This window comes from Alkalicoccobacillus murimartini (assembly GCF_030813245.1).
In the GTDB taxonomy this organism is placed as follows: Bacteria; Bacillota; Bacilli; order Bacillales; family Bacillaceae_D; genus Alkalicoccobacillus; species Alkalicoccobacillus murimartini.
On sequence record NZ_JAUSUA010000002.1, the window covers coordinates 218,647 to 244,823 of the forward strand.

29 protein-coding genes and 1 pseudogene are annotated in these 26,177 nt (G+C 38.9%); 2 read left to right on the forward strand and 28 right to left on the reverse strand.

The window, feature by feature from the left end:
- Positions 1 to 130: 130 nt before the first annotated feature.
- From hpf to fliW, 8 genes are all read right to left on the reverse strand, one after another.
- Entirely contained in the window at positions 131 to 691 is a 561-nt protein-coding gene (gene hpf / locus J2S05_RS07665) for a ribosome hibernation-promoting factor, HPF/YfiA family (protein WP_306981515.1), read from the reverse strand.
- A gap of 150 nt (positions 692 to 841) precedes the next feature.
- Positions 842 to 1,039 (reverse strand): cold shock domain-containing protein, encoded by a 198-nt coding sequence (gene cspD / locus J2S05_RS07670; protein WP_203088215.1) that lies wholly within the window; start codon positions 1,037 to 1,039, stop codon positions 842 to 844.
- 402 nt (positions 1,040 to 1,441) lie between these two features.
- The gene (locus J2S05_RS07675) at positions 1,442 to 1,801 is read right to left on the reverse strand and encodes a hypothetical protein (protein ID WP_306981517.1); all 360 of its coding nucleotides are present in this window, start codon (positions 1,799 to 1,801) and stop codon (positions 1,442 to 1,444) included.
- Positions 1,801 to 2,202 (reverse strand): flagellar export chaperone FliS, encoded by a 402-nt coding sequence (gene fliS / locus J2S05_RS07680; RefSeq protein ID WP_306981519.1) that lies wholly within the window; start codon positions 2,200 to 2,202, stop codon positions 1,801 to 1,803. The genes J2S05_RS07675 and fliS overlap by 1 nt, the downstream gene beginning before the upstream one ends.
- A 29-nt stretch (positions 2,203 to 2,231) precedes the next feature.
- Positions 2,232 to 4,211, reverse strand: a complete 1,980-nt coding sequence (gene fliD / locus J2S05_RS07685) for a flagellar filament capping protein FliD (protein WP_306981521.1) — start codon at positions 4,209 to 4,211, stop codon at positions 2,232 to 2,234.
- A gap of 102 nt (positions 4,212 to 4,313) precedes the next feature.
- Positions 4,314 to 4,667 (reverse strand): flagellar protein FlaG, encoded by a 354-nt coding sequence (locus J2S05_RS07690; protein WP_306981522.1) that lies wholly within the window; start codon positions 4,665 to 4,667, stop codon positions 4,314 to 4,316.
- 111 nt (positions 4,668 to 4,778) lie between these two features.
- Entirely contained in the window at positions 4,779 to 5,003 is a 225-nt protein-coding gene (csrA, locus tag J2S05_RS07695; protein ID WP_306981524.1) for a carbon storage regulator CsrA, read from the reverse strand.
- Positions 5,004 to 5,450 (reverse strand): flagellar assembly protein FliW, encoded by a 447-nt coding sequence (gene fliW, locus J2S05_RS07700; RefSeq protein ID WP_306981525.1) that lies wholly within the window; start codon positions 5,448 to 5,450, stop codon positions 5,004 to 5,006. It abuts the gene before it with no gap.
- 218 nt (positions 5,451 to 5,668) lie between these two features.
- Between fliW and J2S05_RS07705 the strand changes: the two genes are divergently transcribed.
- Positions 5,669 to 6,244, forward strand: a complete 576-nt coding sequence (locus J2S05_RS07705) for a hypothetical protein (RefSeq protein ID WP_306981527.1) — start codon at positions 5,669 to 5,671, stop codon at positions 6,242 to 6,244.
- Positions 6,245 to 6,351: 107 nt separating this feature from the next.
- Here the strand turns inward: J2S05_RS07705 and J2S05_RS07710 are convergent, their stop codons facing one another.
- The 12 genes and pseudogenes from J2S05_RS07710 to J2S05_RS07765 form a co-directional block, all read right to left on the reverse strand.
- A complete protein-coding gene (locus J2S05_RS07710) occupies positions 6,352 to 6,915 on the reverse strand; it encodes a DUF6470 family protein (RefSeq protein WP_306981529.1) in 564 nt (187 codons plus the stop codon).
- Positions 6,916 to 6,919: 4 nt separating this feature from the next.
- Positions 6,920 to 8,068 (reverse strand): flagellar hook-associated protein FlgL, encoded by a 1,149-nt coding sequence (flgL, locus tag J2S05_RS07715; RefSeq protein ID WP_306981531.1) that lies wholly within the window; start codon positions 8,066 to 8,068, stop codon positions 6,920 to 6,922.
- A 16-nt stretch (positions 8,069 to 8,084) separates the two neighbouring features.
- Complete coding sequence (gene flgK, locus J2S05_RS07720) at positions 8,085 to 9,755, reverse strand: flagellar hook-associated protein FlgK (RefSeq protein WP_306981534.1); 1,671 nt, start codon at positions 9,753 to 9,755, stop codon at positions 8,085 to 8,087.
- Between the two features lie 36 nt (positions 9,756 to 9,791).
- Complete coding sequence (locus J2S05_RS07725; RefSeq protein WP_306981535.1) at positions 9,792 to 10,283, reverse strand: flagellar protein FlgN; 492 nt, start codon at positions 10,281 to 10,283, stop codon at positions 9,792 to 9,794.
- Positions 10,284 to 10,298: 15 nt separating this feature from the next.
- Positions 10,299 to 10,559 carry a flagellar biosynthesis anti-sigma factor FlgM gene (gene flgM / locus J2S05_RS07730; protein ID WP_306981537.1) on the reverse strand — a complete coding sequence of 87 codons (261 nt, stop codon included), beginning with the start codon at positions 10,557 to 10,559 and terminating at the stop codon, positions 10,299 to 10,301.
- A 35-nt stretch (positions 10,560 to 10,594) separates the two neighbouring features.
- A complete protein-coding gene (locus J2S05_RS07735) occupies positions 10,595 to 11,011 on the reverse strand; it encodes a TIGR03826 family flagellar region protein (protein WP_306981539.1) in 417 nt (138 codons plus the stop codon).
- 24 nt (positions 11,012 to 11,035) lie between these two features.
- Entirely contained in the window at positions 11,036 to 11,296 is a 261-nt protein-coding gene (locus J2S05_RS07740; protein WP_306981540.1) for a ComF family protein, read from the reverse strand.
- Between the two features lie 446 nt (positions 11,297 to 11,742).
- Positions 11,743 to 12,021, reverse strand: a pseudogene (locus J2S05_RS07745) (helicase-related protein); the annotation flags it as partial.
- An 18-nt stretch (positions 12,022 to 12,039) separates the two neighbouring features.
- Positions 12,040 to 13,179 (reverse strand): DEAD/DEAH box helicase family protein, encoded by a 1,140-nt coding sequence (locus J2S05_RS07750; protein ID WP_306981542.1) that lies wholly within the window; start codon positions 13,177 to 13,179, stop codon positions 12,040 to 12,042.
- Complete coding sequence (locus tag J2S05_RS07755) at positions 13,145 to 13,987, reverse strand: DegV family protein (protein WP_306981544.1); 843 nt, start codon at positions 13,985 to 13,987, stop codon at positions 13,145 to 13,147. Before J2S05_RS07755 ends, J2S05_RS07750 begins: the two co-directional genes overlap by 35 nt.
- 133 nt (positions 13,988 to 14,120) lie before the next feature.
- On the reverse strand, positions 14,121 to 14,828 hold the full coding sequence (locus J2S05_RS07760) for a response regulator transcription factor (protein WP_306981545.1): 708 nt from the start codon (positions 14,826 to 14,828) through the stop codon (positions 14,121 to 14,123).
- 72 nt (positions 14,829 to 14,900) lie between these two features.
- A complete protein-coding gene (locus tag J2S05_RS07765) occupies positions 14,901 to 16,028 on the reverse strand; it encodes a sensor histidine kinase (RefSeq protein ID WP_370873632.1) in 1,128 nt (375 codons plus the stop codon).
- A gap of 251 nt (positions 16,029 to 16,279) precedes the next feature.
- On the opposite strand from J2S05_RS07765, the gene J2S05_RS07770 reads away from it, so the two are divergent.
- Complete coding sequence (locus J2S05_RS07770) at positions 16,280 to 16,924, forward strand: YigZ family protein (RefSeq protein WP_306981547.1); 645 nt, start codon at positions 16,280 to 16,282, stop codon at positions 16,922 to 16,924.
- Here J2S05_RS07770 and J2S05_RS07775 read toward each other — a convergent pair.
- The 8 genes from J2S05_RS07775 to opp4A form a co-directional block, all read right to left on the reverse strand.
- Positions 16,921 to 17,526, reverse strand: coding sequence for a pyroglutamyl-peptidase I (locus tag J2S05_RS07775; RefSeq protein ID WP_306981549.1), 606 nt, complete (start codon positions 17,524 to 17,526; stop codon positions 16,921 to 16,923). The genes J2S05_RS07770 and J2S05_RS07775 overlap by 4 nt on opposite strands.
- Positions 17,527 to 17,682: 156 nt before the next feature.
- Positions 17,683 to 18,594 (reverse strand): oligopeptide ABC transporter permease, encoded by a 912-nt coding sequence (gene opp4C, locus J2S05_RS07780; RefSeq protein ID WP_306981550.1) that lies wholly within the window; start codon positions 18,592 to 18,594, stop codon positions 17,683 to 17,685.
- A gap of 11 nt (positions 18,595 to 18,605) precedes the next feature.
- A complete protein-coding gene (locus J2S05_RS07785; protein ID WP_306982647.1) occupies positions 18,606 to 19,571 on the reverse strand; it encodes an ABC transporter permease in 966 nt (321 codons plus the stop codon).
- Between the two features lie 70 nt (positions 19,572 to 19,641).
- Positions 19,642 to 21,432 carry a peptide-binding protein gene (locus J2S05_RS07790; protein ID WP_306981552.1) on the reverse strand — a complete coding sequence of 597 codons (1,791 nt, stop codon included), beginning with the start codon at positions 21,430 to 21,432 and terminating at the stop codon, positions 19,642 to 19,644.
- Between the two features lie 101 nt (positions 21,433 to 21,533).
- On the reverse strand, positions 21,534 to 22,541 hold the full coding sequence (locus tag J2S05_RS07795) for an ABC transporter ATP-binding protein (protein ID WP_306981554.1): 1,008 nt from the start codon (positions 22,539 to 22,541) through the stop codon (positions 21,534 to 21,536).
- The gene (locus tag J2S05_RS07800; RefSeq protein ID WP_306981555.1) at positions 22,538 to 23,527 is read right to left on the reverse strand and encodes an ABC transporter ATP-binding protein; all 990 of its coding nucleotides are present in this window, start codon (positions 23,525 to 23,527) and stop codon (positions 22,538 to 22,540) included. The genes J2S05_RS07795 and J2S05_RS07800 overlap by 4 nt, the downstream gene beginning before the upstream one ends.
- Before the next feature lie 24 nt (positions 23,528 to 23,551).
- Positions 23,552 to 24,007: an Lrp/AsnC family transcriptional regulator gene (locus J2S05_RS07805; protein ID WP_306981556.1), complete on the reverse strand. Its 456-nt coding sequence runs from the start codon at positions 24,005 to 24,007 to the stop codon at positions 23,552 to 23,554.
- Positions 24,008 to 24,328: 321 nt separating this feature from the next.
- Positions 24,329 to 26,167, reverse strand: coding sequence for an oligopeptide ABC transporter substrate-binding protein (gene opp4A, locus J2S05_RS07810; protein WP_306981558.1), 1,839 nt, complete (start codon positions 26,165 to 26,167; stop codon positions 24,329 to 24,331).
- Positions 26,168 to 26,177 lie beyond the last annotated feature (10 nt).

Below are 26,177 nucleotides of genomic sequence, written 5' to 3' on the forward strand. Positions count from 1 at the left end.
ATCACACATTACACTTAATGCCTATTTTATCAGTTTAAATCAAGGCTTACAAGATGAACAGGTTTGTAATGCTCTAATATAAAACAAAAAAAGCACGGGTCCCCCCGCGCTCATGAAATTTTCTATACTATTAAGCTTCCGGCTCAATTAATCCGTATTTTCCATCTTTACGACGATAGACAACACTTGTGTCGCCACCCTCTGCATTGGAGAAAACGAAGAAATTATGCCCTAGCATGTCCATTTGAAGAATCGCTTCTTCCGCATCCATTGGCTTAAGATTAAAGCGTTTTGTACGAACCACTTCAAGCTCATCATCTGATTCTAATTCCTCACTAGCACCTTCAAGAGGCTCTAGCTCGTTTTTAAACATATATTTTATACTGCCTTCTTGTCTAAACTTACGGTTTACCTTTGTTTTATGCTTGCGAATTTGTCGTTCTAGCTTTTCAATGACCTTATCAATTGCTGCGTACATGTCGGAGTGACTTTCCTCACCACGTAATAAAAGCTGTGGCATTGGAATGGTTACCTCTACTCCTTGTTGATTGTTAATCACTGAGAGCTTGACATTGACATCCGCAACCGGAGTTGTGTCAAAATAACGCTCAAGCTTGCCTACCTTTTTTTCAACGTAGTCGCGTAGAGCTGGAGTTACTTCGATGTTCTCGCCTCGAATATTATAATTCATTAAGAACGCCTCCTTTATATGTATACATTAACATATTCCCTTAACAATAGCTCACTTAAACCTTTTTCTAGATAAAAATAAAAAAACCTGCCCGAAAGCAGGTTTTTGATTATTTAGCAATGATTCATTTCCTAAACCCAGGAATGTGAATTAAAGCTTTTCTACGTTAGAAGCTTGAGGTCCACGAGCACCCTCAACAATTTCGAACTCAACTTCTTGACCTTCGTCAAGAGATTTGAATCCTTCTGCGTTGATTGCTGAGAAATGTACGAATACATCGTCCCCATCTTCGCGTTCGATGAAACCAAAACCTTTTTCTGCATTAAACCATTTTACTTTTCCTTGCATGCTTCACATTCCCTTCGTAACTTAATTCATGTGGTCTTTCCACGCTTTTAATATATCAGTGTCATTTACCAATGTCAAACTCTACAATCCAAGTCGTACCGTCAAAGTTTGCTGATTTCTGACGATTCCTATCCTTCTTTGTGATAACGCTTTCTTTTGTATCAAGGGTTTCATAGGCATTTTCTTTTTACTAGTGAATAGATGGACGTTATCAAAAAATGTCGAAAAGTTTTCAAAGATTGTTAGAATTTATGATTTTTCGAACAGGAAACTGAAGATATCAAGATTCATTAATTTCTCTATGACTACTGTTTTAGTCAGTCTATTTGCTTAGTACGTCTTATTCACAATAAAGCGAGAGGGGACTCAGTATGGTCTCCTCTCGCTTCTCTAATCTACCGTCTATACGCCCCTCTTGTCGAAGAAAGCACCATCAGTCATTCCATCGAATGGTTGCTCGTATTTTCGGCCTGTTTCTTTTTTTAGTTGTATTTGCTTTAGGTCTATACGAATTTGGTTCTGGAGCATCGTGAGCCTTGCTTGAAAAGCAGCATTCTGCTTCAGTACATCTTCTTTTATTTCCTCTTCAGCCGGTTTCACTTGATAGTCCTTAAGTTGATTGATCAGTTCACCACGATTGATTAACCCAATATCCAGCTGCTTAATAAAAGCCATTCTTTCATCATCACCAATTGGAAGACCCGTCTCTATATGCTTTTGTAGCTCAGCGGTTTGGCTTAAGAGCTGAGTTAAAATAGTCATTAAGCTTGTCCGCCTGATCCATGACGCTTTTGACGATCAATCTGAATGACTTGTTTCCACGTATCACGAAATTCCAAAACAAAACCCTCTGCATCTTGTAAGGCTTGTTGGTCATTCTTGATATTCGCATCAATTAGTCGAGAAAGAATAAATTCGTACATCCGAAGCATATCTTTTCCAACCTCATTCTCCGACTTTAACGTAATCATAAGTTCACGAATAATATTCTGAGCTTTTGTCAAATATAGATTTCGTTTCTCTGTATCTTGATCTACCATTGCAGTATTTGCTTGATGAATAAACTTCAAGCATCCGTTATAAAGCATCAAAGTTAGTTCACCAGGAGAAGCTGTATTTAATGCATTTTGCTTATAGGCTGACTGCATATACGACACGGCCATTTATGATCATCCTTTCATTTCTGTTCGTTTTATCCATTACCCATTAGCTGCGCCATGAGCATATCACCTTGATTATTAGCTCGTTGAACCGCTGCTTCCATCGCATTAAACTGTGCCCAATAGCGTTTCTCTTTTTGCTCAAGTCTCATCTCAAAGGTGCTAATTCTTTTTTCAATATCATTTAATTCTCGCCCAATTGTAAACTGGTGGTTTTGAGCATACCCTGCTCCTCCAGCCCGTTGCGAGATAGATTCTACTGTATTTGAGATTGAAGTTCGCAGTCTTCTAGCTATACCTTGTTCACCAGGTGTTTCTCCATCTGCATTAAACAGATCAAAAACTCCATCTGGATCTTTTTCAATGGCTGCTCGAAGTTTGTCTTCATTAATCTCTAATTTTCCTCTAGACATATAATCACTGGAGGTCGTAATACCAATTGCCGATAGGTGTGTAAATTCGCTATCTGTTCCTGTATTCACGGTTGAATAGAGTCCTTGACGCATTTGGTCAAAGCTACCTCTTAATAATGGATCATTTCTTAAATGTCCAGCCCGAGCTTGCTCGTCCCAACGCTCAGCTTCTTTTTCCGATAACCCATCTCGTTCTTCTTGTGTTAATGGCTCATAATCCCGCTTACGTGACTCTGTCAGCTTGCCATTAACATGGTCAAGTAATTCATTATATTGATCCACAAACTTTTTAATAGTATCAACGACAGAATCAACGTCTGTAGAAGCATTAAGAACTACCTCTTGATCAAAGGTGTCTTTTAACGTGACATTCATACCACTAATTGTAAATGAGTTAGTTCGCCGCTCAGTTTCGAGACCATTCACAGTAAATTTTGCATTGGTTCCTTCTTTTTCATTATTTTGATCTAATTTAAAGGTGTTGGTTAACAGAGCCCCCGTAAAAGTCATTTCAGCTCCATCGCTGTAAACCCCAGTTTCTTTGCGCGTGACTGATATACGACCGCTGTGATCATCCCAGAACATATTGACACCAACATTTGAATCGTTAAAACTTTTCATTACTGTATCAAGTGATTGTGAGTCCGTGAAGATGAAACGACCATGAACAGTATCACCATTTGCATTTACGGTATCCACTCCAGCTGTCGTGTATTTCTGAGTATATTCAACAGTAAAATTCTCTTGAGGTGCTCCATCTTCAGAAAAGGTTAGTTGTCCCGTTTCATTATTAACCTGGGCTGTATATGTAGTCCCACTCTCTCCTCGTACAACAACTTGTTCAATATTCCTTACTCCCACACTATATGAAAGCTTCGGCTTTGCGCCCTCTGCTGGAGTAGTATATTTAAAAGACTTCTCTGCATGGGTAGCCGCATATGTTACATCAATAGTAGTGTTTGCTATAGATGAATCTGCAAAGGTCAACTTGCCTGTATTATCAACATGAACCTGTCCATTCTCTAGCTTGTCATACGTTCCAGTTACAACGTCCATGGTTTTCCCATTTACTTTCACTACTACAGCGTTCAAATCTATTGGCGTTTCTTTTAATTGAGTTTCATTTGAACCAGACTCAAGTGATAGCCTCTCTGATCTAATTCCACCTGTTTCCCAATTAAGAGCCACATCAAACGAATCATTCAGTTGTTTTAATGTTGAAGTAGAAGACTTTGTTCCTTCTCCAGCCCGTATAACGGAAGAAGAACTCGAATTCGTTGCTGACGTTGCTAATTGCTCAACCTTAGACATAGTAAATGAAGTATTCCCTATGTTAGAGCTAGCTGTAGCTGTCACTAGGCTTGAATTAGAGCTCTGTACCGTTCTTTTTTTCATAACCGAACTTCTCATTAAATTATCAAAAATCGAGTCGCTAAATGAACGTAACTTAAGGTTGATTTCTCGATAATCTTCCATCTTCCACTCAAGCTTATTTTGATTTTTTACAATTTTATCAAGAGGCAATCGTTCTGCTCTCATTAAATCTTTTACAATTTGATCGATGTCCATTCCTGTGGCCATCCCGCTTAATCGCATCATGTATTCTTCACCCCTAGTTTGTCATATTCTCTAAAGCATATATCGGCGTTTACATTGTAATCATTAATAAAGAAAAAAGAGAGCAGGACTTGCTCTCTTTCCTTACACCCGCTCATCTACAATTAAGCCAGCATTCTTAAGCATAGATGCTACCATGTCCAAAAATTCTTCAGGAGGGATCTCTTTTACAACTTCTTTTGTTTGAAGATCTACAACTTGGACATAAATACGATCTAAACCTTCATGTAAATTAAATTTTATTGAGGTCGGTGTCGTACTAAGCAAATCATTCATACTGTCAATCTTATCCTGTACTTCTGTACTCAGTTTTTCTTGACGACCACTCAGCTTTATTTCATCTTGCTTTGCCGGCTGTATTCCCTGATCGTTTGTTTTTGTTATGTGTTGAGGACGAACGACCTCAGGTATTACACCAGCAGTTGAATGAATGTCCATATGCCTACTCCTCGTCATCTGATATTGTCAAAAAGCAATGCCCATATCTATTAAACTTCTTCTATTCACTTTATCGGCAAAACATAAGGTAAAGTAAAGGAAAAAGTGTTCTTATCGTTTAGGTAGGACTTCTTTTAGCTTATCTAGTGAAAATCCGTTGATCGCCTCGACATTTTCTTGTTGAATGGCTAAATATACTTCTTTTCGATGAATATCGATATGTCGAGGAGCTTCAATACCAAGTTTAATTTGATCCCCTTCAATAGCTAAAATAGAAATTTCAATATCTTCTCCGATTTGTATACGTTCATTTTTCTTTCGAGTTAATACAAGCATTTATTTATCCCCCTTCTCTTGAACCGGATGGAAAATAGTATGTTTGGTGTGATAAATAGAGTCATTGGTAAATACTTGCTTCCCCATTCTGTTAGCAGTATTAATAATGACTGGAGCTTGTAAATTAGCTGTTGTTAGATAGAAAGGATCTTGAACAGTAAGCAACACATAAACGGCTACATCTTCTTCTTGATTCACCTCTAGTTGGTTAATCACTGATTCAGATAACTGTAGTCGATAATCAGGAACATACTGAAAAGGGGAAACCGTAATAAAGGCTACTTCAGCCTTTTCCGTTGATTGCAACACAAAAAATGGAGTTCCTTCATCAAAGGGTAAAAGAACATAATTCTTATATTCTTCAAAGGCAGGAAGTCCCGCTGGCATCATAATGAGTTCTTCCTGATTAATTGTAAGGTCACCAAAATATTTAGATTGAATGTTCATCGATTTCATCCTTTTTATGTAGACATATAATAACTTAAGTATAGAGAGCATCTTACCTATGAATCAAGAATAAATAGCTCGTACCTTTCTTCTGTAAATAAATTTGATTCTAAAACAAAAAATGTATATTATTTTAAAAAAGTTGAAGGGTTTTGATGGATTGTGTAGAAACTATTACTATAGCCCTGTAAAATCCTCGTTACAAAAGGAGTACCCCCGTGACAAATCCTACATGTTCAAACCAAAAACTACATCATGTAAGTACTCGTCTCTGTGGAATCTGGCGTGCTCCAAGTTTCATCATCACATATAAGGCTGTGCCAATGTTGACAGGCGAAAGGTTAGAGCATAATACAGCAGATGATTATCAAAGCCCTCACTTATTAATACAATGTGAGCAGCAAACCAATAATCTACCTGCACTTGTTCATGTAAAAAAAGACTTATATCAAAGTCCACAATTTATTGAACACCTGTCTACAGCTCTTTCCTCATTAGACAGAGTCAACTCACAACTCCTTAATATTTGTGGATTACTCATCTACGATCACACCCATCGTATTAACATCAAAACCTTTAATACAAACGCCTATACTAGTCAGATATGTGAATTCAGTATATACCCATTTTTCTCCATAAAAAATAATGACATCCATTTCCCGCCACCAGAATCGACGATTTATTTCGAGAGAATAATAGGTAATACGATTCAGCCTTATATGTTTGAAAACTTACAGATTTCAGCAGATACTGTATTTCAAACGGTAATACAGTTTTACCTTTCGATCCTCTAAGGGCTATACGTAGTTGTCCGATTATTATTGTTCAAATATTCAGTATTGTCGGACGTTGGTTTGGATAGAAGAAAAGCAGCCGCACCTCATGCAGCTGCTTTTCTTATTTAGGTAGTCATGTGAACAGAAAATGAAATGGAAGGCTTTTGAATCAATTGATGATTCACTTCCCACCTTGGTATTTCTATGTTGGTTGGTCTTGAGTTCACGTGCACACTCACCTTGGCATCTGGTGCCTGTATAGAAAGGCCACCCCGCTCAACGTGTATCCGAACACGGTCTATTGATCGGGGCATAAACTGCACATTACTTGCAGGTGGTGGTGGTGAGCTCTTTTGCTTAATCAATTGAGGTATGGTAACACCTCGCTCTATTTTTGCGAGCTGATTACCTTCCTCTGCTTTATTTGCGACGTACTCATGAGCAGTTGCTTTGGCTTTAGCTGCCCAATCTGATGAAAGTTGACTCGCTTTTTTCAGATTGGCCTCAGCAAATGCTTTTGATTGATCTATATACAACGTTGCAGCTTCTTGACTAATTGATAGTTGGTCTGTTCCTGTTTTAACGATAGATAACTCAGCTAAGCCTTGGTCAATCTTCATTGGTGGTCGCAATGATTGTGTGCCTAGCTTTGCATCGGCTGATTGAATATGGAGCTGACTACTTATCATACGTTTACCTCAAAAAGTCCATTAAAGAAGGTTGCATAATACGTGCCCCAGTTGCTAAAGCCACACGGTTAACATTCTCAGCCATCATCAATTCCATAATGGTTTCTTCTATGTCTACATCTTCATTATTCGTCATCATTTTTTTAAGATTGAATTCTTGATCTTCTAATCTAGTTTCCATCATCTCAATTCGATTTAAACGTACACCCACTTCAGACTGCTCTGATACGAAATTCGAATGATGTCTTTCGATATCTGTAATAAACCCTGATAACTGTGCCCCAGACGTTTCAGGATCCTTAAGGGCGGCTTCTAATTTTGCAATGTCACCAAAAAGAGAGGCCGAAAAGAGATTACCACCTTGCACATTAACTGGAATCTTAAGACCTTTATTCACTTCTATCGTCACATTTTGAGTATTCATCGAAATGCCACGATTCTCAATTGTAGCTAATTCGTTAAGCTCAACATTAGAGGTTGCAGATGGGCTCTCAAAGGAGACTGTTGGACCGTCCTCTCCAGTTATATCAATACGGAGTAAAACTCGTTGGTCCTCTTCGACATCTTCTCCAATTTGACGGACATCTTGGAATAATAATTCCTCGCCTTCCCCTGGAACTTGTCGGAAGCTTTGACCGTTATACACAATGGTATAATCTTTAGCATCTGCACCTGACAAAAGTGGTCCAATGCCAGCTTCGATTACAGCATCCTTCAGAATTGGTGCCTTGTCAGTATTCGCCCCATTAAATAAATAGCGATTATCAACCTTTGAATTTCCTAAATCCTGCATGTATTCTTTCAGTTGGCCAATCTCCTTGGCAATATTCTCTCTTTGTCCCTCGTCATACGTATCATTCGAAGCCTGTATCGCAAGTTCAGAAATTCGCTTTAAAATTTGCGACCCCTGATCTAATACTCCTTCTGAATGGTCCAACCAATTTTGCGCTTCAGTAATATTACGTTTGAATTGGCCAATTTCTGAAGAAGCCTGTCGATGCTGTAATCCTTTCATAGCAATAACAGGATCCTGGGAAACACGAGTAATTCGCTTACCAGTTGTCAATTGATCTTGAAGCTTCCCTAAATGCTGATACCCTTGATTAATGTACCTCATGGTATTAGCTGAAAGCATTTGTTGTGTGACTCTCAATGGTCCTCCCCCTTTCTTAACGTCCGACTACACCCATTCCGTTAATAATACGATCAAGCATTTCATCTGCTACAGTTATACTTCTAGCTGCTGCATTGTAGGCATGTTGGAACTGAATCATCATGGTGAGCTCTTCATCCATTGACACGTTACTTATTTGTTGTCGTCTTCCATCTATGGTAAATAAAAGCATATCTGAGTTTACATAGTTTTGTGCTGCTTGTTTTCCTTTAGCTCCCATTTCACCAATAAAATCACGATAAAATGTCCCAATTTGCTTTTCTCCTCCATTAAAGGAAACCTTAGTATCACGAATCTCAGAGATTAATTGGGCATTTGTATGATTACCTGTTATTGCTTTAGGCATACCATCTTTGAAGTTTCCATCGTCGGCGAGAAAAGCTTGTATTGCCAAATAATTAATCGGACTTTCCTTAAGGAGATCTTGATACGCTGATTTATCTTCTAATGCATCTAAATTAACTCCGAGTGATGCAATATTATTTGTATTCGTTAAGATGTCATTATTCACTGCTAAAGTAAAAGGGACTTCATTATCCGTAAAAGTAAAAAACTCTCCTCCAGGATTCATTTGTCCTGTAACATCAGGTTCAGTAAAGCCAATTGAATGAACGGCATTCACTTCGCGTGCAAAAGCCTGAGCAACTTCTTTAACCTGTTCAAGAGCCCATACATAGCTACCCTCTACTGAACTCGGATCATCACTATCACTTTGGTATCCGAATGCTTGGATTAATCCTTTAAATTCTCCCTTTGCAAAATCACTCGCTAGAATAGATTCAGAACTACCATCTGCTCTATTAACAATAATGCTAGAAACTTCTCCAAACTCCGAATTACTATATCCTACTTCAACTGATGCTACTGCATTAGGATCATTATATGAGACAAGCGGCTCATCCATTCCTACCATCTTAATTGAAACCGCACCCTCAGCAACGTTGCTTGATTGTCCACCACTAGGACTACGTTCAACTTTAATATCAATCAAATTAGATAACTCATCAATAAGTGAATCTTGCCTGTCATATAGGTCATTCGGTACATAGCCATGTGGCTCTACACTTCTGATATCGATATTAATTTGATTAATTGCCTTTAAGAGAGCATTCACTTCTTCTTGTGTCGCATCAATTTCACTCTTAAGTTGATCTCTTGTTTCTACTAGATCTCTTGCTACACTGTTAAAGCTCTCAGCAATGGTGTTTGCTTCTTCCTTCAATACACTTTTGCTTTCTTTACCAGAAGCAAGATCACTCCATGCATTCCAAAACTGATTTAGCTGTCTCGAAATGTTGCTTGATTGTGACTCTGCCTCAGGTGTTTTGAACGATTCATTAAAAATATCTTCCATTCTTTCAAAGCTCTTATAAGAAGCATGCCAAAAACCGGCATCAGACGCTCGACTTCGGAATTGAACGTCCAGGAATTGATCACGAATTCGTTGAATAGATCCACCTTCAACACCTGTGCCAATTTGACCAGGAATGGAAGGTTGATTCATTCCTGCTGTTGGGAAAGCATTCGTTGCGTTCAAATTCACCCTTTGCCTTGAATAGCCTGGTGTATTCGCATTGGCAATATTATGACTGGTAGTTTGTAGTCCAATTCGCTGAGCATTAATAGCGCGTCTAGCTGTTTCTAATCCAAAAAAAGTTGATGACATGCCTGCCTCCTTATTACTACTGTAGCTATATTTATTTTAAGCTTTCGAATCAAACAAGGATCTCCCTACGTCTTTTCCTGTTTCACCGTGTTGGGCTGTATATTGAAAATCCTCAGCAGATGGTGCCATTACGTCCAAAGATACTTGAACGAATTGTAATGCATCCTCAATAAACAATTGATTCTGCTCATTTTTTATTTTTAATTCTTGAACAAGTTTAACTAGCTCTTCATATGCATCGGTCAAAAGTGATTTTTCTTCACCTTCAAGCTGGTCAATTAATGCAGAAACTGTCTTCTGCTCAAGTGGAACTATATTTGAATTGAATAGCTCGCTTACCGTTTTTACACGCATCGCTTCAACGATCTGAAGGCGGTGAATCACTTTAGATTCATTTCGTACAACCGTTTCAAGTCCTTTAATATTTTGTTTCATTAGATGATCTTTTTTTTCTTCAGCAAACTCATTTAGTTGCTTATGCAATGAAATAAGCTCAGCTAAGCTGGAATGGAGTTGTTGGATTCCCATTAATCAGACTGCTCCCTACTGTTTCCAATAATCATAAAAGCGTTCTGCGGTCTTTTTGGCATTTACTTGATATTCACCAGACTCTACTTGTTTTTTAAGCTCTTCCACTCTTGCTGCTCTAGTTGCATCTGCCTGTTTCTCTAGTTGTAGATCTAGTGCTTTTGTTGAAATTTCAATCTGATCTTTCTTTATCTTTGAAGGCACAAGCTCATCAATTGTTTGCGACTTTGTCCGTAAAGACGTTGACTGGACATTTGTGTATGGATTAATTTTCATTCTGATTTGCCTCTCTCTCTTTAAAGTAGGATCATCTATTGTAGATACTGTTTTAGTTGGCTCTGTTTGGTCGTCTGATTCGTTGGTACTGTTCGTTCCGTTTTCTTTGGTTTATCTAGAGAATCTAGCTCTCGCTCCAATTCACTTTGACAAGAAGAACAGATGCGTTTTGCCTGTATCATATTCCCACATGACTCACACGGATATCCGAGGTTTGGAAATTGAGAAACAATTAAGCGGCCTTCCCGAATGAACTGGCGAACAACACGTTCTTCTACCCCAGTATGATCACATACCTCAAGCATTGTGGCTGATCTGTTTTTCTTTTGTCTCATGTAAACTGAAACCGTTTTATAATCCTCTTCCTGTTTTTTATAACAGGCGGCACATAATGACCGGAGGTTCTGGACAAACAGATTCCCACATGTAGAACAATTCGCTAACTCCCCCATGAATACCTCTCCCTTGTTTACATGTTACCTAGCTAAAGTTAAAGATGCGACCGTTTTTACCCCTAATTCTTTTAATGTTTTAGCTGCTTGGCGCACTGTTGTGCCTGTAGTATAGATATCGTCTATTAATACCACTTTATTTAATAGGTCTTTTTCAGCGATTTTCTCTACATAAAAAGGACTATCTTCAACAAGAGCGATTCGGTCATTTCTAGATTTCAGGCTTTGTTTTTCGCGATCATAACGACCAAGTCTAATGGAGGAATTCGACCAAGTATTAATCATAAGTTCCACTTGATTATATTCTCTTTCTATCAAGCCCTTTTCGCTTAAAGGGATTGGCACGACAGTATAACCTTTATAGTGGGTTTGATATAGCTTATAGAGCTTAGCCGAAAAATAAGTGGCTACTACTGCGTCCCCTTTGAACTTAAATTGAGCAAGCCATTCCTTTAGAAAATCATTGTACAAGAGCAATGAGATGTTTTTCTCTAATAGATCTTTTGTCTCGAACCTTTTGTCCCATCTAATGCAATCAAAGCAACGATTATTTTTCTGTAAACGGTGACTAATTTTTTCTAAAGACCTAGAGCATGACTCACATGATAGCCTATGGATATACTCAAGTTTGGATTCACACGAATGACAGAGTCTACTTTGTGGATTGTTCAAGAAAACCTGAGACCAACTTGGTTTATCATAATAGGTGTGCATACATTTTAAACAGATATTCAGGATTGCACCTCCTCCCTATTCATCTGAATGATATGGCGTTTTGCTGCATACATTGCATCCGTTTTTCCATAATGAAAAAACACAACATCTCCATTGGGTGACATTCGATCCCTTCCGACTCTGCCTGCAATTTGCACTAAAGCGGATTCTGTAAACAAGTCTGCTTCTGCACCAAGAACCGCAACTTCTACCCTTGAAATGGTTATACCCCGTTCGAGGATTGTGGTCGTCACAAGCAAGGGTAACGTGGAGTCTCTAAATGATTGAATATGTCTATGTCGATCCGCTGATTCTTAATAAACCGCTTCGTGCAATATATTTTGCGTTGTTAATACCTCTGAAACTTGTTGGAGAACAGAAATAGAAGGAACAAAAAGGAGGGCAGGAATTTGATGTTTAACATGGTCTCGTATCCATTCTTCCACTCCCTTTGGAAGCTTGCCCTTGTTCAGGCGTTTTCTCCAATTTCCACACCAGCTCATTCTAGGTACTGGTAGATGATAACCATGATATCGTCTTGGTATTCGAACAATAGTAAGCCTCTTTTGTCTAAGCAATGCTTTGGCGGGAGTCGCACTCAAATACACTCTAGTAGCATTTGGCTTCTCTGCTTGCAAAACAGCGTACTGTAAACTCGAGTCATACGAATAAGGAAACGCATCAACTTCATCAACAATGACAACATCAAATGCTTGATAAAATCTCATAGCCTGATGAGTCGTGGCTAGGATGAGTGGTGCTGTAGTCTCCTCTTTAGTATGCCCACCATACAAAACAGCTTGAACCACTCCAGGAAAAGCTTTTTTAAAACGAGGGGCTAACTCCTTTACTACATCAGTTCGTGGCGTCGCAAGCAGTACTCTTTTTCCTTCCTGTAAAGCCAATTCAATTCCATGAAAAAGTACTTCGGTTTTACCTGCTCCACAAACTGCCCACACTAAAATAGGTAATGAGTGCCTAATCGCACGGATGACTTGTTTGGAGGCAAAGCTTTGTCCTGTGGACAGCTTTCCTGACCATTGAAGAGGTTTAGAAGAGATGACGTATGAAGGAGACGGACCAATCCATGAATATAAATTAGTAGAGGATGAGATTTTTCCAAGTGAGAGGCAGTTTCGACAATAGGAAACGGGTGAGACCGAATGAATAGAGGGATACTGAGCAAATAAGGAGGGATTTGTATTACCACACCGTTGGCACTGAGCGTTAGTTTGAGGATTAAGAATGCCTGGACTATGCTGAATATAGCCAGCCTTCTGATGTTCATGAAGAATGTTCCGAGGAAATGGGATTTCGTTAAGAGTTAGCCTGCGACCGGCTAAGTGCCGGCGCAAGGGCTCCCAGGGAATGACCATTTGTTGAGAGTCAGGGCATAGACATCGCACTCCTTCTGTGAGATTAATGCCAGCTAATTCCGATGCTTCCTTCTCCAAGATGTGTACCGATTACTGGCCCAAAAAAGCTAATAGAAATTGAAATATCTGAGTATGAATCTTCCAACATAGACGCTATATCTTTTGCCTTATCTAAACGGTTCGCGTGAATCACTGTAATTTCTGTGACACGTCTAGAATCGATATCTTCTTTTAATAGATCATAAATTCGCGAAAGAGCTTTTTTCTCCGTTCTTACTTTTTCAAACGGCACAATTTCACCTTCAACAAAATGTAAGATTGGTTTGATCTTTAACATATTACCTACGATTCGTTGAGCTCCACTCAAACGACCTCCGCGGTGTAGATGGTTAAGATCATCTACCATAAAATAAGCAGAGACACTTTGTCTAAGCTCATTTAGTTTGCCTATGATTTCGTCTGCTCCAAGGCCTTCGTCTGCTAATTTAGAAGCCTCTAGTACATAGTAGCTTTGTGGAGAACAACTAATCTCCGAATCAAACCCAACAACATGAATTCCCTCTACCATCCCTCCAGCGCTAAGAGCTGTTTGATAAGTCCCACTTATTTTTGAGGATAGGTGAATGCAAACAACCTCTTTGTATCCTTCTTTGGCTAACGTTTCAAATAATTGAATAAAATCTCCAATGGCGGGTTGAGAAGTCGTAGGTAATACTTTATTCTCTGCCATTTCCTGATAAAATTGTGCCGTATCCAGATCAACTTGCTCTTGGTACGATTCAACACCTAACACCACATTTAATGGGATTGTATAAATAGAATGCTCTTTTGCACGTTCATCTGTTATGTAAGCTGTACTATCCGTCAAGATCGCTGTTTTTCTCATAAGGTTCCTCACTTTTTTCTTCCATTTCCTAATCTCTTCCTAATGTACCGTGATTCCGGATTAGTTTCAAGATGTAATCAGCTATAAAAAAAGAGAATCCATCAGATTTAGTGGATTCTCTCATATTCATGATTTAGCGTACGACAACGTACCCTTTTTTTATCGCCTCTACTACCGCTTGAGTCCGATCATTTACATTCATTTTTTGTAGAATATTACTAACATGGTTCTTCACTGTTTTTTCACTAATATAGAGAGTTTCACCAATTGCTCGGTTACTTTGTCCATCCGTCATAAGCTGCAATACTTCGCATTCGCGGCGAGTAAGGATGTGTAAAGGCTTACGGTATTCTACTTCTCTAAATCCAATTGATTCTTCATGTTCCTCATCTTCTTTAGCAAGTCGACGATATTCTTTAATCAGGTTATGAGTAACCTTAGGATGGATATATGCGCCTCCAGAGGCAACAACTTTAACAGCTTCAATTAATGCTTCGGCGTCCATCTCTTTTAATAAGTAACCGGATGCCCCCGTTTTTAGTACGTGGGTAACGTACGTTTCGTCATCATGAATAGACAAAATCAATACTTTTACGTGTGGAAAAGCTTTAACTAAATCTCTTGTAGCCTCTACACCGTTTAGCTTAGGCATGTTAATATCCATTAAAATAACATCTGGGCTATGCTGTCTAACAAGTGAGACAGCATCTGCTCCATCTTCACCATCAGCTACCACTTCAAAATGATTCTCTAATGCAAGGATTCGCTTAACGCCTTCCCTGAAAAGTTGGTGGTCATCAATTATTACAATACGTATACTCTTCTGTTCTGTTTCATTCATTGGTATCACCTCTCCGAAAACCAGTAGTCAATTGTACATTACGATTAAATTGCAGCCATTCTTGTTACATTTCTAATTTATTGGAATATGAATAAAAACAGTGGTTCCAACCTCTAGTTTTGAGTGAATCTTTAATTCACCTTTTAGCATATTCACTCGTTCTTTCATACCAAGCAAGCCAAATGAACCTTCCACCTGTAATGAAGTGTCAAATCCTTTACCATCATCTCTTATAATCATTATAACCATGGATGGCTTGATTTCAATTTTTACTTGTATCTCAGATGGATCGGCATGTTTAAATGCATTTTGAACCGCCTCTTGAACAAGTCTAAACATCGCAACTTCAAATTGTTGAGATAAGCGATGCTCTCGACCGAAATGACGAAAAATCACTGGAATATTATGACGTTCTTCAAACGTAGTAAGGTATTTTGACAATGTTGGAACGAGCCCTAGATCATCAAGGGCCATTGGACGTAAATCATAAATAATTCTTCTCACTTCAGCAAGGGAAGCTCTAACCATTTTTCGTAGATCTCTTATTTCAACTAAAGCAGCGTCCATTCCGTCTTCCAAAAAAACTCGTTCTACAAGTTCAGAACGAAGGAGAACATTAGCCATTGTTTGCGCAGGCCCGTCATGAATTTCCCTTGAAAGTCTTCTACGTTCTTCTTCTTGAGCCTCAATAATTTGCAAACCAAATGCTTGTTTTTCTCTGGCATCTTTAAGAACTTCCCCAACTTGCTTTAAATCACTCGTTAAGAAGTTGTAGACAACCGTCATTTGAACCGCTAATTGTTCGGCATGTTCAATTGTCTCATTCAGCCCAATGAGCCTTCGTTCAATATCGTCTCTTTTTTCTCTTAATTGCATTTCTTCTTGCTGCAAAACGGCCAAATGAACCTGATATTCATTGGCTTGTTCATAAACAGCTCTAACTTCTTCACTACTATATCGGTTAAAAGCGCGACTAACTTCAGCTAAGCGATTTCTGGCAAATTTAGAGTGCATCTCCGTCTTATCGTGCCTCTCAATAATATCAGCCACTTTAATACGTACATCTTTTAACTGGCTTTGTAGTGTTTCAAATTCCTGTCTCGACGTCTCCCCAATATCAAATATCTTTTCTCGGCTTGTTCCAACCGAGTCCAAAGTATGGTTAATAATATCATCTAGTACGTTCTTATTTACAATCAGTAGTCTCACACACCTTTAAGACTTGAAGGAAAGATAGGTCGGATTGCCTGTCCTCATTCCTTGCGCCCTTCTACTTTATTAGATATCCTAAGCATACAACACTAAAGTAATAGTTTGCTTTCGCAATTTTTACCAAAAATCGGATTTATTAGTCTTTATCTAGTCGTTTTAACAGTGTAATCGTAACAGACCATTATTACATAGGGATTTCGCACATTTGTAAAACTATGAAAAAAAAGAGGAGATCTTATATGCAACCCTCGTACGTAACGATAAAAAAGCAAGCATCACATGAGATCACCATTCAAAAGTCCCGTTTCATTTCTCATTTCAAGCATACGACAACTGAATCCGAAGCACAGACCTTTATCACAGAGATTAAAAAGCAGTATGCAAACGCCAATCACAATTGCTCAGCCTATATAATAGGTGAAAACAATGACCAACAAAAAGCAAATGATGATGGTGAACCATCAGGTACGGCAGGTGTGCCCATGCTAGAAGTATTAAAGAAAAAAAATCTACGGAATATAACCGTTGTTGTCACTCGTTTTTTTGGTGGGATCAAACTAGGCGCCGGCGGCCTCATTCGGGCTTATAGCCATTCTGTTAGTGATGGAATCGTTTCAATTGGTTTAATAAAGCGCCAACTTGTTAACGAAGTAATCATTTCTTTTGATTATGGATGGTTAGGAAAAATGGAGAATGAGCTTAGGCAATCACCATACCCTGTTCAATCTATTGACTATGCTGAAGCTGTTCAAATCACAACCTATGTTGAGCCCGTCGATCTTTTGTCTTTTGAAGAGTGGATAACAAACTTAACCAATGGGCAAGCGCTCATTATAATAGGAAACGAAACCTATCTTGAACTCGACGTTCCACCTACAGCCTAGGTAAGTTGTTTTATCATGATCCGAACTGCTTCCTCCATCGTTTCATATGAAAGACTTGGATTCATTGGATTCGTCAGACACATATCATGAGAATAAGGAATATGTACAAAGCCTGCCGGTAATGCTATGCCTCTTTGTTTACATGCATGCAACATTGAGTACATTACTTTATTACATAGATACGTTCCGGCTGTGTTAGAAATAGCTGCCGGAATCTGATGAGAATGAAGCGCTTCTACAAAATCATGAATGGGAAGAGTCGTCATATACCCATCAGGACCTTGTTTGATAATCGGTTCATCCTTTAATTTCACACCTTTATTATCTACGTCTCCTCCTTGTATATTAATCGCAATTCTCTCGGGAGTAATACTAGCTCGACCTGCAGCAAGACCTAACATCATAACCGCGTCAGGCTTCACTTCCTTTTCAAAATCCAATAGTATTTCAGCGGACTCCTTAAAGGAAACCGGAAGAACTTTACCTACAATGGTAAAACCGCCAATTGATTCTCCATTAAGTTGTGTAGCAATTCGTTCAGTTGGATTTGATTTATGTTGCAAAAAGGCTTCAAATCCAGTCAGCAGAAGAGTTTTCATCATCTAGTATGTCCTTTCTCCTAATTTGTATGTTTATGTAATAATATGAGTATGCTTTATTCTACGACTCTTTTTATAGAAAAAGCAAGAGTGTTGTGATTTTTAATCAGAACAAATAAAACCGTAGAGAGTCCCTTTCCTCCCTACGGTTTATCACTCTTACGATTTACTATCAAATGCATCACGTAAGCCATCTCCAATAAAGTTAATGGCTAGTACAACAAATAAAATGCCAAGCCCCGGTGGCAACCAAGTTTCTGGGTTATTACGAAGAACCCGGATACTTTGTGCTTCTGACAACATATTACCCCAAGTAGGAGTTGGTTGCGGAATACCCGCCCCAATAAAACTTAACCCTGATTCAATAATAATCATAAGTGCCATCATGATTGTGGCGTTGACAATGATCGGTCCTACCGCATTCGGAATAAAGTGTTTGCGGATGATCCGAAAGTCAGAACAGCCAATACTTCGAGCACTCATAATAAAATCTTTTTCTCTAATAGATAAGAAAGTACCCCGTAAGACCCTCGCGATATTTGGCCAGTTTGTTAGCGCCATGACGACAATAAAAATGGTAATATTCATTCGTTGTAGAATGGCTACAAAGGTTAACACCATTAGTAGGAATGGAAAGATTAAAATGAGATCAGTTAATCTCATGATTAAACTATCTACCCATTTGCCGTAATATCCAGCTAGCGCACCAAGCGTTCCTCCAACTATAACAGTGGACAGCATGGAGAAGAAACCGATTAATAGTGATATCCTGGCACCATATACTAGTCGTGAAAAATTATCTCGACCTGAACCGTCTGTCCCTAGTATATGCTCTGCGCTCGCTCGTTGCTCAACGTTTAATAAATCAGCTCGAGTTGGATCATGCGTCGCAATAACATCTGCAAAAACTGCCACAAACACGATCAAAGCCATGATGATAACCCCAGACACAGCTAATTTATTTTTTAGAAATCGTCTTAACGCTAGTTGAAACGGGCTTAGACTTTTTCCTTCTTCAGGTACTTTATTATCGACAATGACATTAGGTTGTCTTGAAAGTTCAGGCTCCATGATTATTCACCTCAATCATAACGAATTCGCGGATCAGCCACTGCATACAAAATATCAGCGAGCAGATTTCCTATTAGAGTAGTCATGGCAAGGATTAAGTTGATTCCCATAATAACTGGATAATCGCGATTTGATATTGAACCAACAAATAATGTACCTAATCCTGGGTAATTAAATACTGTTTCTACCAACACCGCTCCACTTAAAAGTGTTCCGAACTCCAATCCAAGCAATGTAATAATTGGAATTAAAGCATTTCGCAATGTATGTTTATACAACACTGAGCGATTACCCAATCCTTTTGCCCTTGCCGTTCGGATAAAATCACTGCCCCGCAGCTCTAACATTTCAGTTCTCATATAACGCATATAAATAGCTGTACTGGCAAGTCCTAATGTAAAGCCTGGTAGAATCATATGTTTTAACTTGCTTCCAATGTAATCTAAACCCGTTAGATTAGGTGCAGAAATTGAGCCTTGAGAAGGTAACCACCCTAAGCCAAATGAAAAGATATAGATTCCAAGTAAAGCCGCAAAGAAGTTGGGTACAGCTAGTCCAATAAAAGCAAAGGTCGTGGCAGAATAATCTGCAATTGAATAAGGTTTTCTACTGGAATAAATGCCTATAGGAATAGAAATAATTAATGTGATAATTAAAGAAAAGATTGACAAATTTATTGTGTTTTCTAGTCTTCCTCCGATCAAATCAGAGACAGAGCGTCCTGTATGGTGCATGGACATACCAAGGTCTCCAGTAACCGCTCGTTTGGCCCAATTAAAATATTGGATATGTATTGGATCATTCAGCCCAAGTGCTTCTCGACGTTCCTCAAGAACTTCTCGTGGAATATTTGGATCTAAATTTTCTCCACTTAGTGCATCACCTGGAGCTAAGTACGCCATGAAAAATACAACGATACTCGCCAAAATGACCATAGGTATAAATTGAAGCACCCTACGAATGATATATTTTGTCACTTTGTTCACCTCTCTTATAATGAGAAGACGTATGGTCGTAACCATACGTCCCCTCTACTGGATGCTTATCCTACTCAGTCCACTGCCATAAGTGAGTGTCATCTTTAAACGTAAACGGTTTAATTGTCACGTTCGTCAACTTACTATTCCAAGCATGGATTTCGTTTTCAGAGTAGACAGGTAGAACAGGAAGTTCATCAACAAAATTTTGTGCCCATTCTACATACTTCTCTTGACGATAATCTTGTTCAAATGCAAATTCAGGGTTTACCGCATCATCTAATAATTGATCAGATGCTTCATTATCCCATCTAGGGTAGTTATATGGTGCTGTTGATTTATACAACGAAGACGGATCAGGGTCTCCAGCATCTAAAGACCAACCTGCTAAATACAAATCAACATCCGTATTATTTTGTTCTACTAAATCAAAGTGAGCTGGAGCTTCACGTGGTGTTCTCAATTCTACTTTTAGTCCAACAGCTTCAAGATCTTGTTGGATAACTGGAGCCATTTTTTCACGTGTTTCATTTCCAACTGGATAATCAAGGTTTAATACTAATTCATTTCCATCCGGATCTTCACGGAAGCCATCATCATTTGTATCAACATAACCAGCAGCCTCAAGAACTTCTTCAGCTTTTGCAGGGTCATGTTCGTATCCTTCAATTGCATCGGGGTTATAAGCCCAAGAAGCTTCAGGGAATGGTGCATCAAGAACAATTCCTCGACCACCGAGTAACCCGTTTCCTGCTTCCGGATCCCCAACAATTGCTTGACGATCAAAAGCATATGCAATGGCTTGTCTTAATTCCTTACTTTCAAGCTTCTCATTCACTTCCCATGTATCTTTATCAGATAATGATTCGTCTGGTCCATGATGAAGCTTAAAGCCCATATATTGGTAGCCCAACTGAGGCTGTTCAAATAATTCAATACCTTCTAGTTCCTCAATAGATGCAGCGTCTTGTGGTGCAAGGTCACGAGGGATATAATCAAGCTCTCCGTTTTCAAGCATACCGCCCGCTACAGATTGGCCAACAGTCTTCCAAGTGATTGTCTCTAAGTGAGGAGCGCCTTGATAATAATCTTCATTGGCTTCTAGGATGTATTGCTCACCTTCCATATAATCTGCTAACTTAAATGGACCGGTACCAACAACTTCACCCGCTTCTCTAGATGCGGCATTCTCTGGGATTTCAGCAACAGGAATATCGGCAAACACATGTTCAGGAATAATTGCAAAAGCCGTATCTGCTAGAGCTTTTACATTTGGTTCAGCAAACGTAAATTTCACTGTATAATCGTCAATCTTTTCAATTCCTTCAAACTCATCTGCTTCACCTGAGCTATATTCCTCGTACCCAACTAAGCTATTCACATAATCAACACGAACTCCACCAGCTGTTACATAATCAGGATCAGCTATACTTGTAAATGTAAAAATTACATCATCAGCGTTAAAATCTTCGCCATCATGCCATTTCACATCTTCACGTAGAGTATATGTTAACTCCGTATTATCATCACTGAATTCCCAACCTTCAGCTAATTTAGGGATAAAAGTGAATTCTTCGTCTTGCGTGACTAAGGCTTCATGAGTAATATCTAGGATATGTGCATCGTATAGGGCTGTATAAAAAATAGGATTAAATAAGTTCTCTGGAGGAGAGAACATCGCAAGGTTTACGTTTCCTCCCTCAACTGGACCGCCTTGTTCTTCACTTCCACCACCATCAGAGGTTCCGCCGCCACCGCCTGTACTAGATGGACTATCAACAGAGTCACCCGAGCAAGCTCCTAGCACCAGTCCTAAAGAAAGTGCACCACTTAATACGTACAATACATTTTTGTTTTTCATCAAATCCCCCTCACTATTTTTTAACCTGATTTTGCACGTGTGTTATAGCTTCTAAGCTCAATCCCGCTACCTCACCCCCCTTAAAGCAGGAACTACACTATTTATTCAGCTTTAGCAGCTGCCACATCTGTTGTGTACAAATGACAAGCCGTCATTTGACCAGGTCCATGTTCAGTTAAAACAGGACGTTCGACTTTACAGCGATCATGCACTTTTGGACACCTCGTATGAAATGCGCACCCTGTTGGAGGGTTAGCTGGACTTGGCAATTCACCTTTTAAAGCTGCTTTTTCACGTTTGACCGTTACATCCGTTGATGGAACAGCAGCAATTAATGCTTGTGTATATGGATGAAGTGGTTTCTTGTATAGAATGTCTTTGTCAGCAATTTCAACAATTCTTCCTAAATACATCACAGCGACTCGATCACTAATGTGTTTGACGACACTTAAATCATGAGCGATAAACATATACGTTAAATCAAATTCTTTCTGAAGATCCTGCATAAGATTTAGTACCTGAGATTGTACAGAAACATCAAGTGCCGAAACCGGTTCATCACCAATTATGAATTCAGGATTTGTACTAAGAGCCCGTGCAATGCCGATACGTTGCCTTTGTCCACCCGAAAATTCATGAGGATATTTAGAATAGGCTTCCCTTGGAAGTCCTACTTTTTCGAGTAGTTCATGTGCTTTCTCTTTGCGGCCTGCTTTACTTGCAATCGTTTTATGTACGAGTAACGGTTCCTCTAATAATTCTCCAATACTCATCCGTGGATTAAGTGATGCGTATGGGTCTTGAAATACCATCTGCATGTCTCGACGCAATTTTCGAATTTTAGAATTTCTAATCTTGGCAAAATTCTGTTCATTAAAAATGATCTCACCTTCTGTAGGATTGATAAGCTTTAATACCATTCTGCCAAGCGTTGATTTCCCCGAACCTGATTCTCCAACGATTCCTAGTGTCTCACCCTTGTAGATGGTAAAGCTCACATCATCCACAGCTTTGACATCTCCAACTTTACGTTGCAAGATTCCCTTATTTATTGGAAAGTATTTTTTTAAGCCTTTTACCTCAACTAAAGGAACTTTCTTCTCTGTCATACACTCACCGCCTCTTCCTTATACAACACACATCTGACAGCACGAGTATCCGCCAAGTTCATAAGTGAAGGCATTTCTGCTGTACATTCATCGGAGGCGTGTGGACAACGCGGTGCAAATCGACATCCTTGTGGAAAACGATGTGCTGCTGGCACTACTCCTGGTATCGCATCCAATCGTTCTTTTTGCTCATCATCAATCTTAGGCATGCTATTAAGTAAACCCACTGTATAAGGGTGCTTTGGATTTGTAAAAAGCTCATAAGCCGTAGCCTCTTCTACAACCTGTCCGGCATACATCACTAGCACTCGATCAGCCATCTCTGCGACGACTCCTAAATCATGTGTAATCAATAGAATAGAAGAATGAAATTCCTCTTTAACCTTAAGCATCAAATCTAGGATTTGTTGTTGAATGGTTACATCTAATGCAGTGGTAGGCTCATCAGCAATTAACAGCTTCGGGTTACAGGCCATAGCAATCGCAATCATGACTCTTTGCCTCATTCCCCCAGATAATTGATGAGGAAATTCCTTAAGCATGTCTTCTGCTCGTCCAAAACCAACTAACTTTAACAAACGAACTGTTTCTAATTTAGCTTCTTTTTTGGAAACTTTTTTGTGTCTAATTAACGTTTCTGCAATTTGGTTACCAATCGTAAACACTGGGTTCAAAGAGGTCATGGGTTCCTGAAAAATCATAGACATTTCATTTCCTCTTATTTGATCAAGCTTTTTATCAGATAGTCCAATTAATTCATGACCATCTAACTTTACTGAACCTTGGATATTGGCTGGAGGTGAAAATAAAAGCCCCATTATGGTTAGTGAAGTAACGCTTTTGCCACTACCTGATTCTCCAACTACAGCTAGAGTTTCTCCCTTATTCACTTGAAAACTCACATCATCCACAGCTTTAACTGTTCTCGTTTTGCTAACTTCAAAATAGGTCTTTAAATGTTTGACCTCGAGAAGCGGCTCCGACATCCTGTCCCCTCCTATGCATATATTCTATGAATCGGTAATATATGAAAACGAATCTTTATACTGTTTTAATTCAACACTTAGGTCGGATGAAATAATCCCTTCAATAGATGACAATTGCTGATTAACGAATGTGATTAGATCATGCTTATTTTTAAAATAAGCCTGTACAATTAAATCATATTGACCTGAAAATGCAGCGACAAAACGTACCTCTGATTGCTGCCTTAATGCTTCAGCCACTTGGTCCTGACAGCCAAGCTGTGTTTTAATCCACATAATTACTTGAACCTCAAGACCCAAACTAGTCGGATCCATATGTATATTAAATTGAAAATACTTATTATTCAGCATTTTTTTGACCCTAGTTCGTACGGTTCCTTCACTAATGTGCAAGTTATCTGCAATTTTAGTAAATGCTGACTTTCCATTCATTTGTAAATGCATTAATATCGCTCGATCAAGCGCATCAATTCCTCCCATAGTCCCTCCTTTTAGTTAAATAATTCAACGTTTTAACATATTATTGAATAGTTTTCTAAATTATAATAGATTATCCCACGAATCGCAATATTCTTTTTATTTAAATAATGATTTTATAGTAAATTTTCTGACAACATTTGTCGAAAAGCCATTTTTCAACGAATTATCGTACATAAATGACCTACTCAGTACGATATGGTCACCGGATTTTAGAAAGAAGTACGAATCTTCTTACCTCATTTATAGTGTTAGTGAAACATTTGTTTTACTACAATATTAAAAAAGCCCAGCAAATATGCTGGACTCTAGTAGAAAATGTTACTAGTTAGCTGTTTCCGCAGAATCAGCAGTAACACCTAGTTCATTAAGATAGACTTCTGTACCAGAAGCTCTGAATGGAGCGAAATTAACAACACGGTTGTTAACAGCTGTTAACTCAGCACGGTAAAGAGTTGGGAATGCTGGAACTTGCTCAACCATATATTCCTGCCACTCTTTGTAAATTTCTTGTCTTTTCTCTACATTAAGTGCTTCAGAAGATACACCTTGCGCTAGTAACTCATCGTTTTTCTCATCAGTCCAACGAGTGTAGTTATAAGCGGCCGAGCTTCCCCATAGACCAGTTGGGTCAACATCAGAACCTACGCCCCAAGCACCTTGATATACATCAATCGCTTGATCTGCAGCTTCTAGACGATCATAGAACGTATTGAACTCTTGCAGACGACCGTCTAATAGTTCAACTTTAATTCCTACTTGACCCCATGCTTGGGTGTAGTACGTCGCAATTGGTTCAGCAGTATCGCCACCACTCATAGATGCGAAGTTTAGTGATAACTCATCCCCATTTGGATCTTCACGGAATCCGTCACCGTCAACATCTTCGTACCCAGCATCATCAAGAATTTGATTCGCTTTATCTTGATCAAATGTATATCCTTCAATCGATTCATCATGATAATCAGGATGGGATGGTGGAATCAGTGTAGTTCCTCCCCATCTTAAGCCATCATAAAACTGGTTAGCTACTCTTTCATTATCAACAGCGTATGCCATGGCTTTACGTAGCTCGATATCAGAAATTTGTTTCTCCGTATCAAATACGTTTTGATTATCTTCCCATGTTCCCATTTGGAAACCAATATATGTGTATGCTAGGTCAGTAATACCTAAGAATTCAACATTTGTTAGATTCTCATAGCTATCTTTGTATAGATCTGTTGGGAATACGGCAATATCTGCATCTCCAGCTTCAAGCGTTTGAGTAATAACCTGTGGGTTCACAATACTTAAAACCACTTCGTCAAGGTTAGGCTCTCCACGCCAGTAATCTTCATTTTTCTTAAAGACTACAGCTTCCCCAGGTGTAATAGAGTCAACAACAAATGCTCCATAACCAATTGGGTTCTCACGCACTTCTGGAGATGATTCCATTTCCGCTACTGGAATATCTTCAAAAATGTGTTTCGGCATTGGATATGTCCAGATACCACTAGCAAGTAATGAAGGATTTGCTTCTGTAAATGTAATTTCTAACGTTTTATCATCAATCACATTTAAACCAGAGATCTCATCCGCTTCACCTTCACGATATTCATTAAAACCTTCAATATTGGAAGCTTCTGTAAAACGAACACCTGGATATTCTTCATCACCCAATACCTCAAATGAGAACGCCCAGTCTTCCGCTGTTAAAGGCTCTCCATCTGACCAATTTACATTATCACCAATTGTAAATGTAAAGACGTCTCCATCATCATTGATTTCGAACGTAGCAGCGCCTTCTTGTGTATATGTGTAGTTTTCATCAACAGCTAGTAGACTTTCATCAAACCATTGTAGGATTTGAGCATCATACGTACCTTGATAGAAATTATAGTTTAATGTTCCTTCGAATGGAGTATCGGTAACAAGTGCAACATTGATAGAGCCGCCATCAATAATATCGTCTCCATTTTCCCCTTTAATAACTTCAAAATCTTCAATAGAGAATAATGGCTCCTCTTCTTCTCCTGTTTCCTCGTTGTCTCCACCGGCAGAACCTCCATTATCAGAAGAACCTCCATCTGAATCGCCGCCGCATGCTGCAAGAGCTAAAACTAGCGCAGTTGTAGAAGCAAGTAAAACCGTCTTTTTCTTCGTACGATCAAATTTTTTCATACCTTATGAC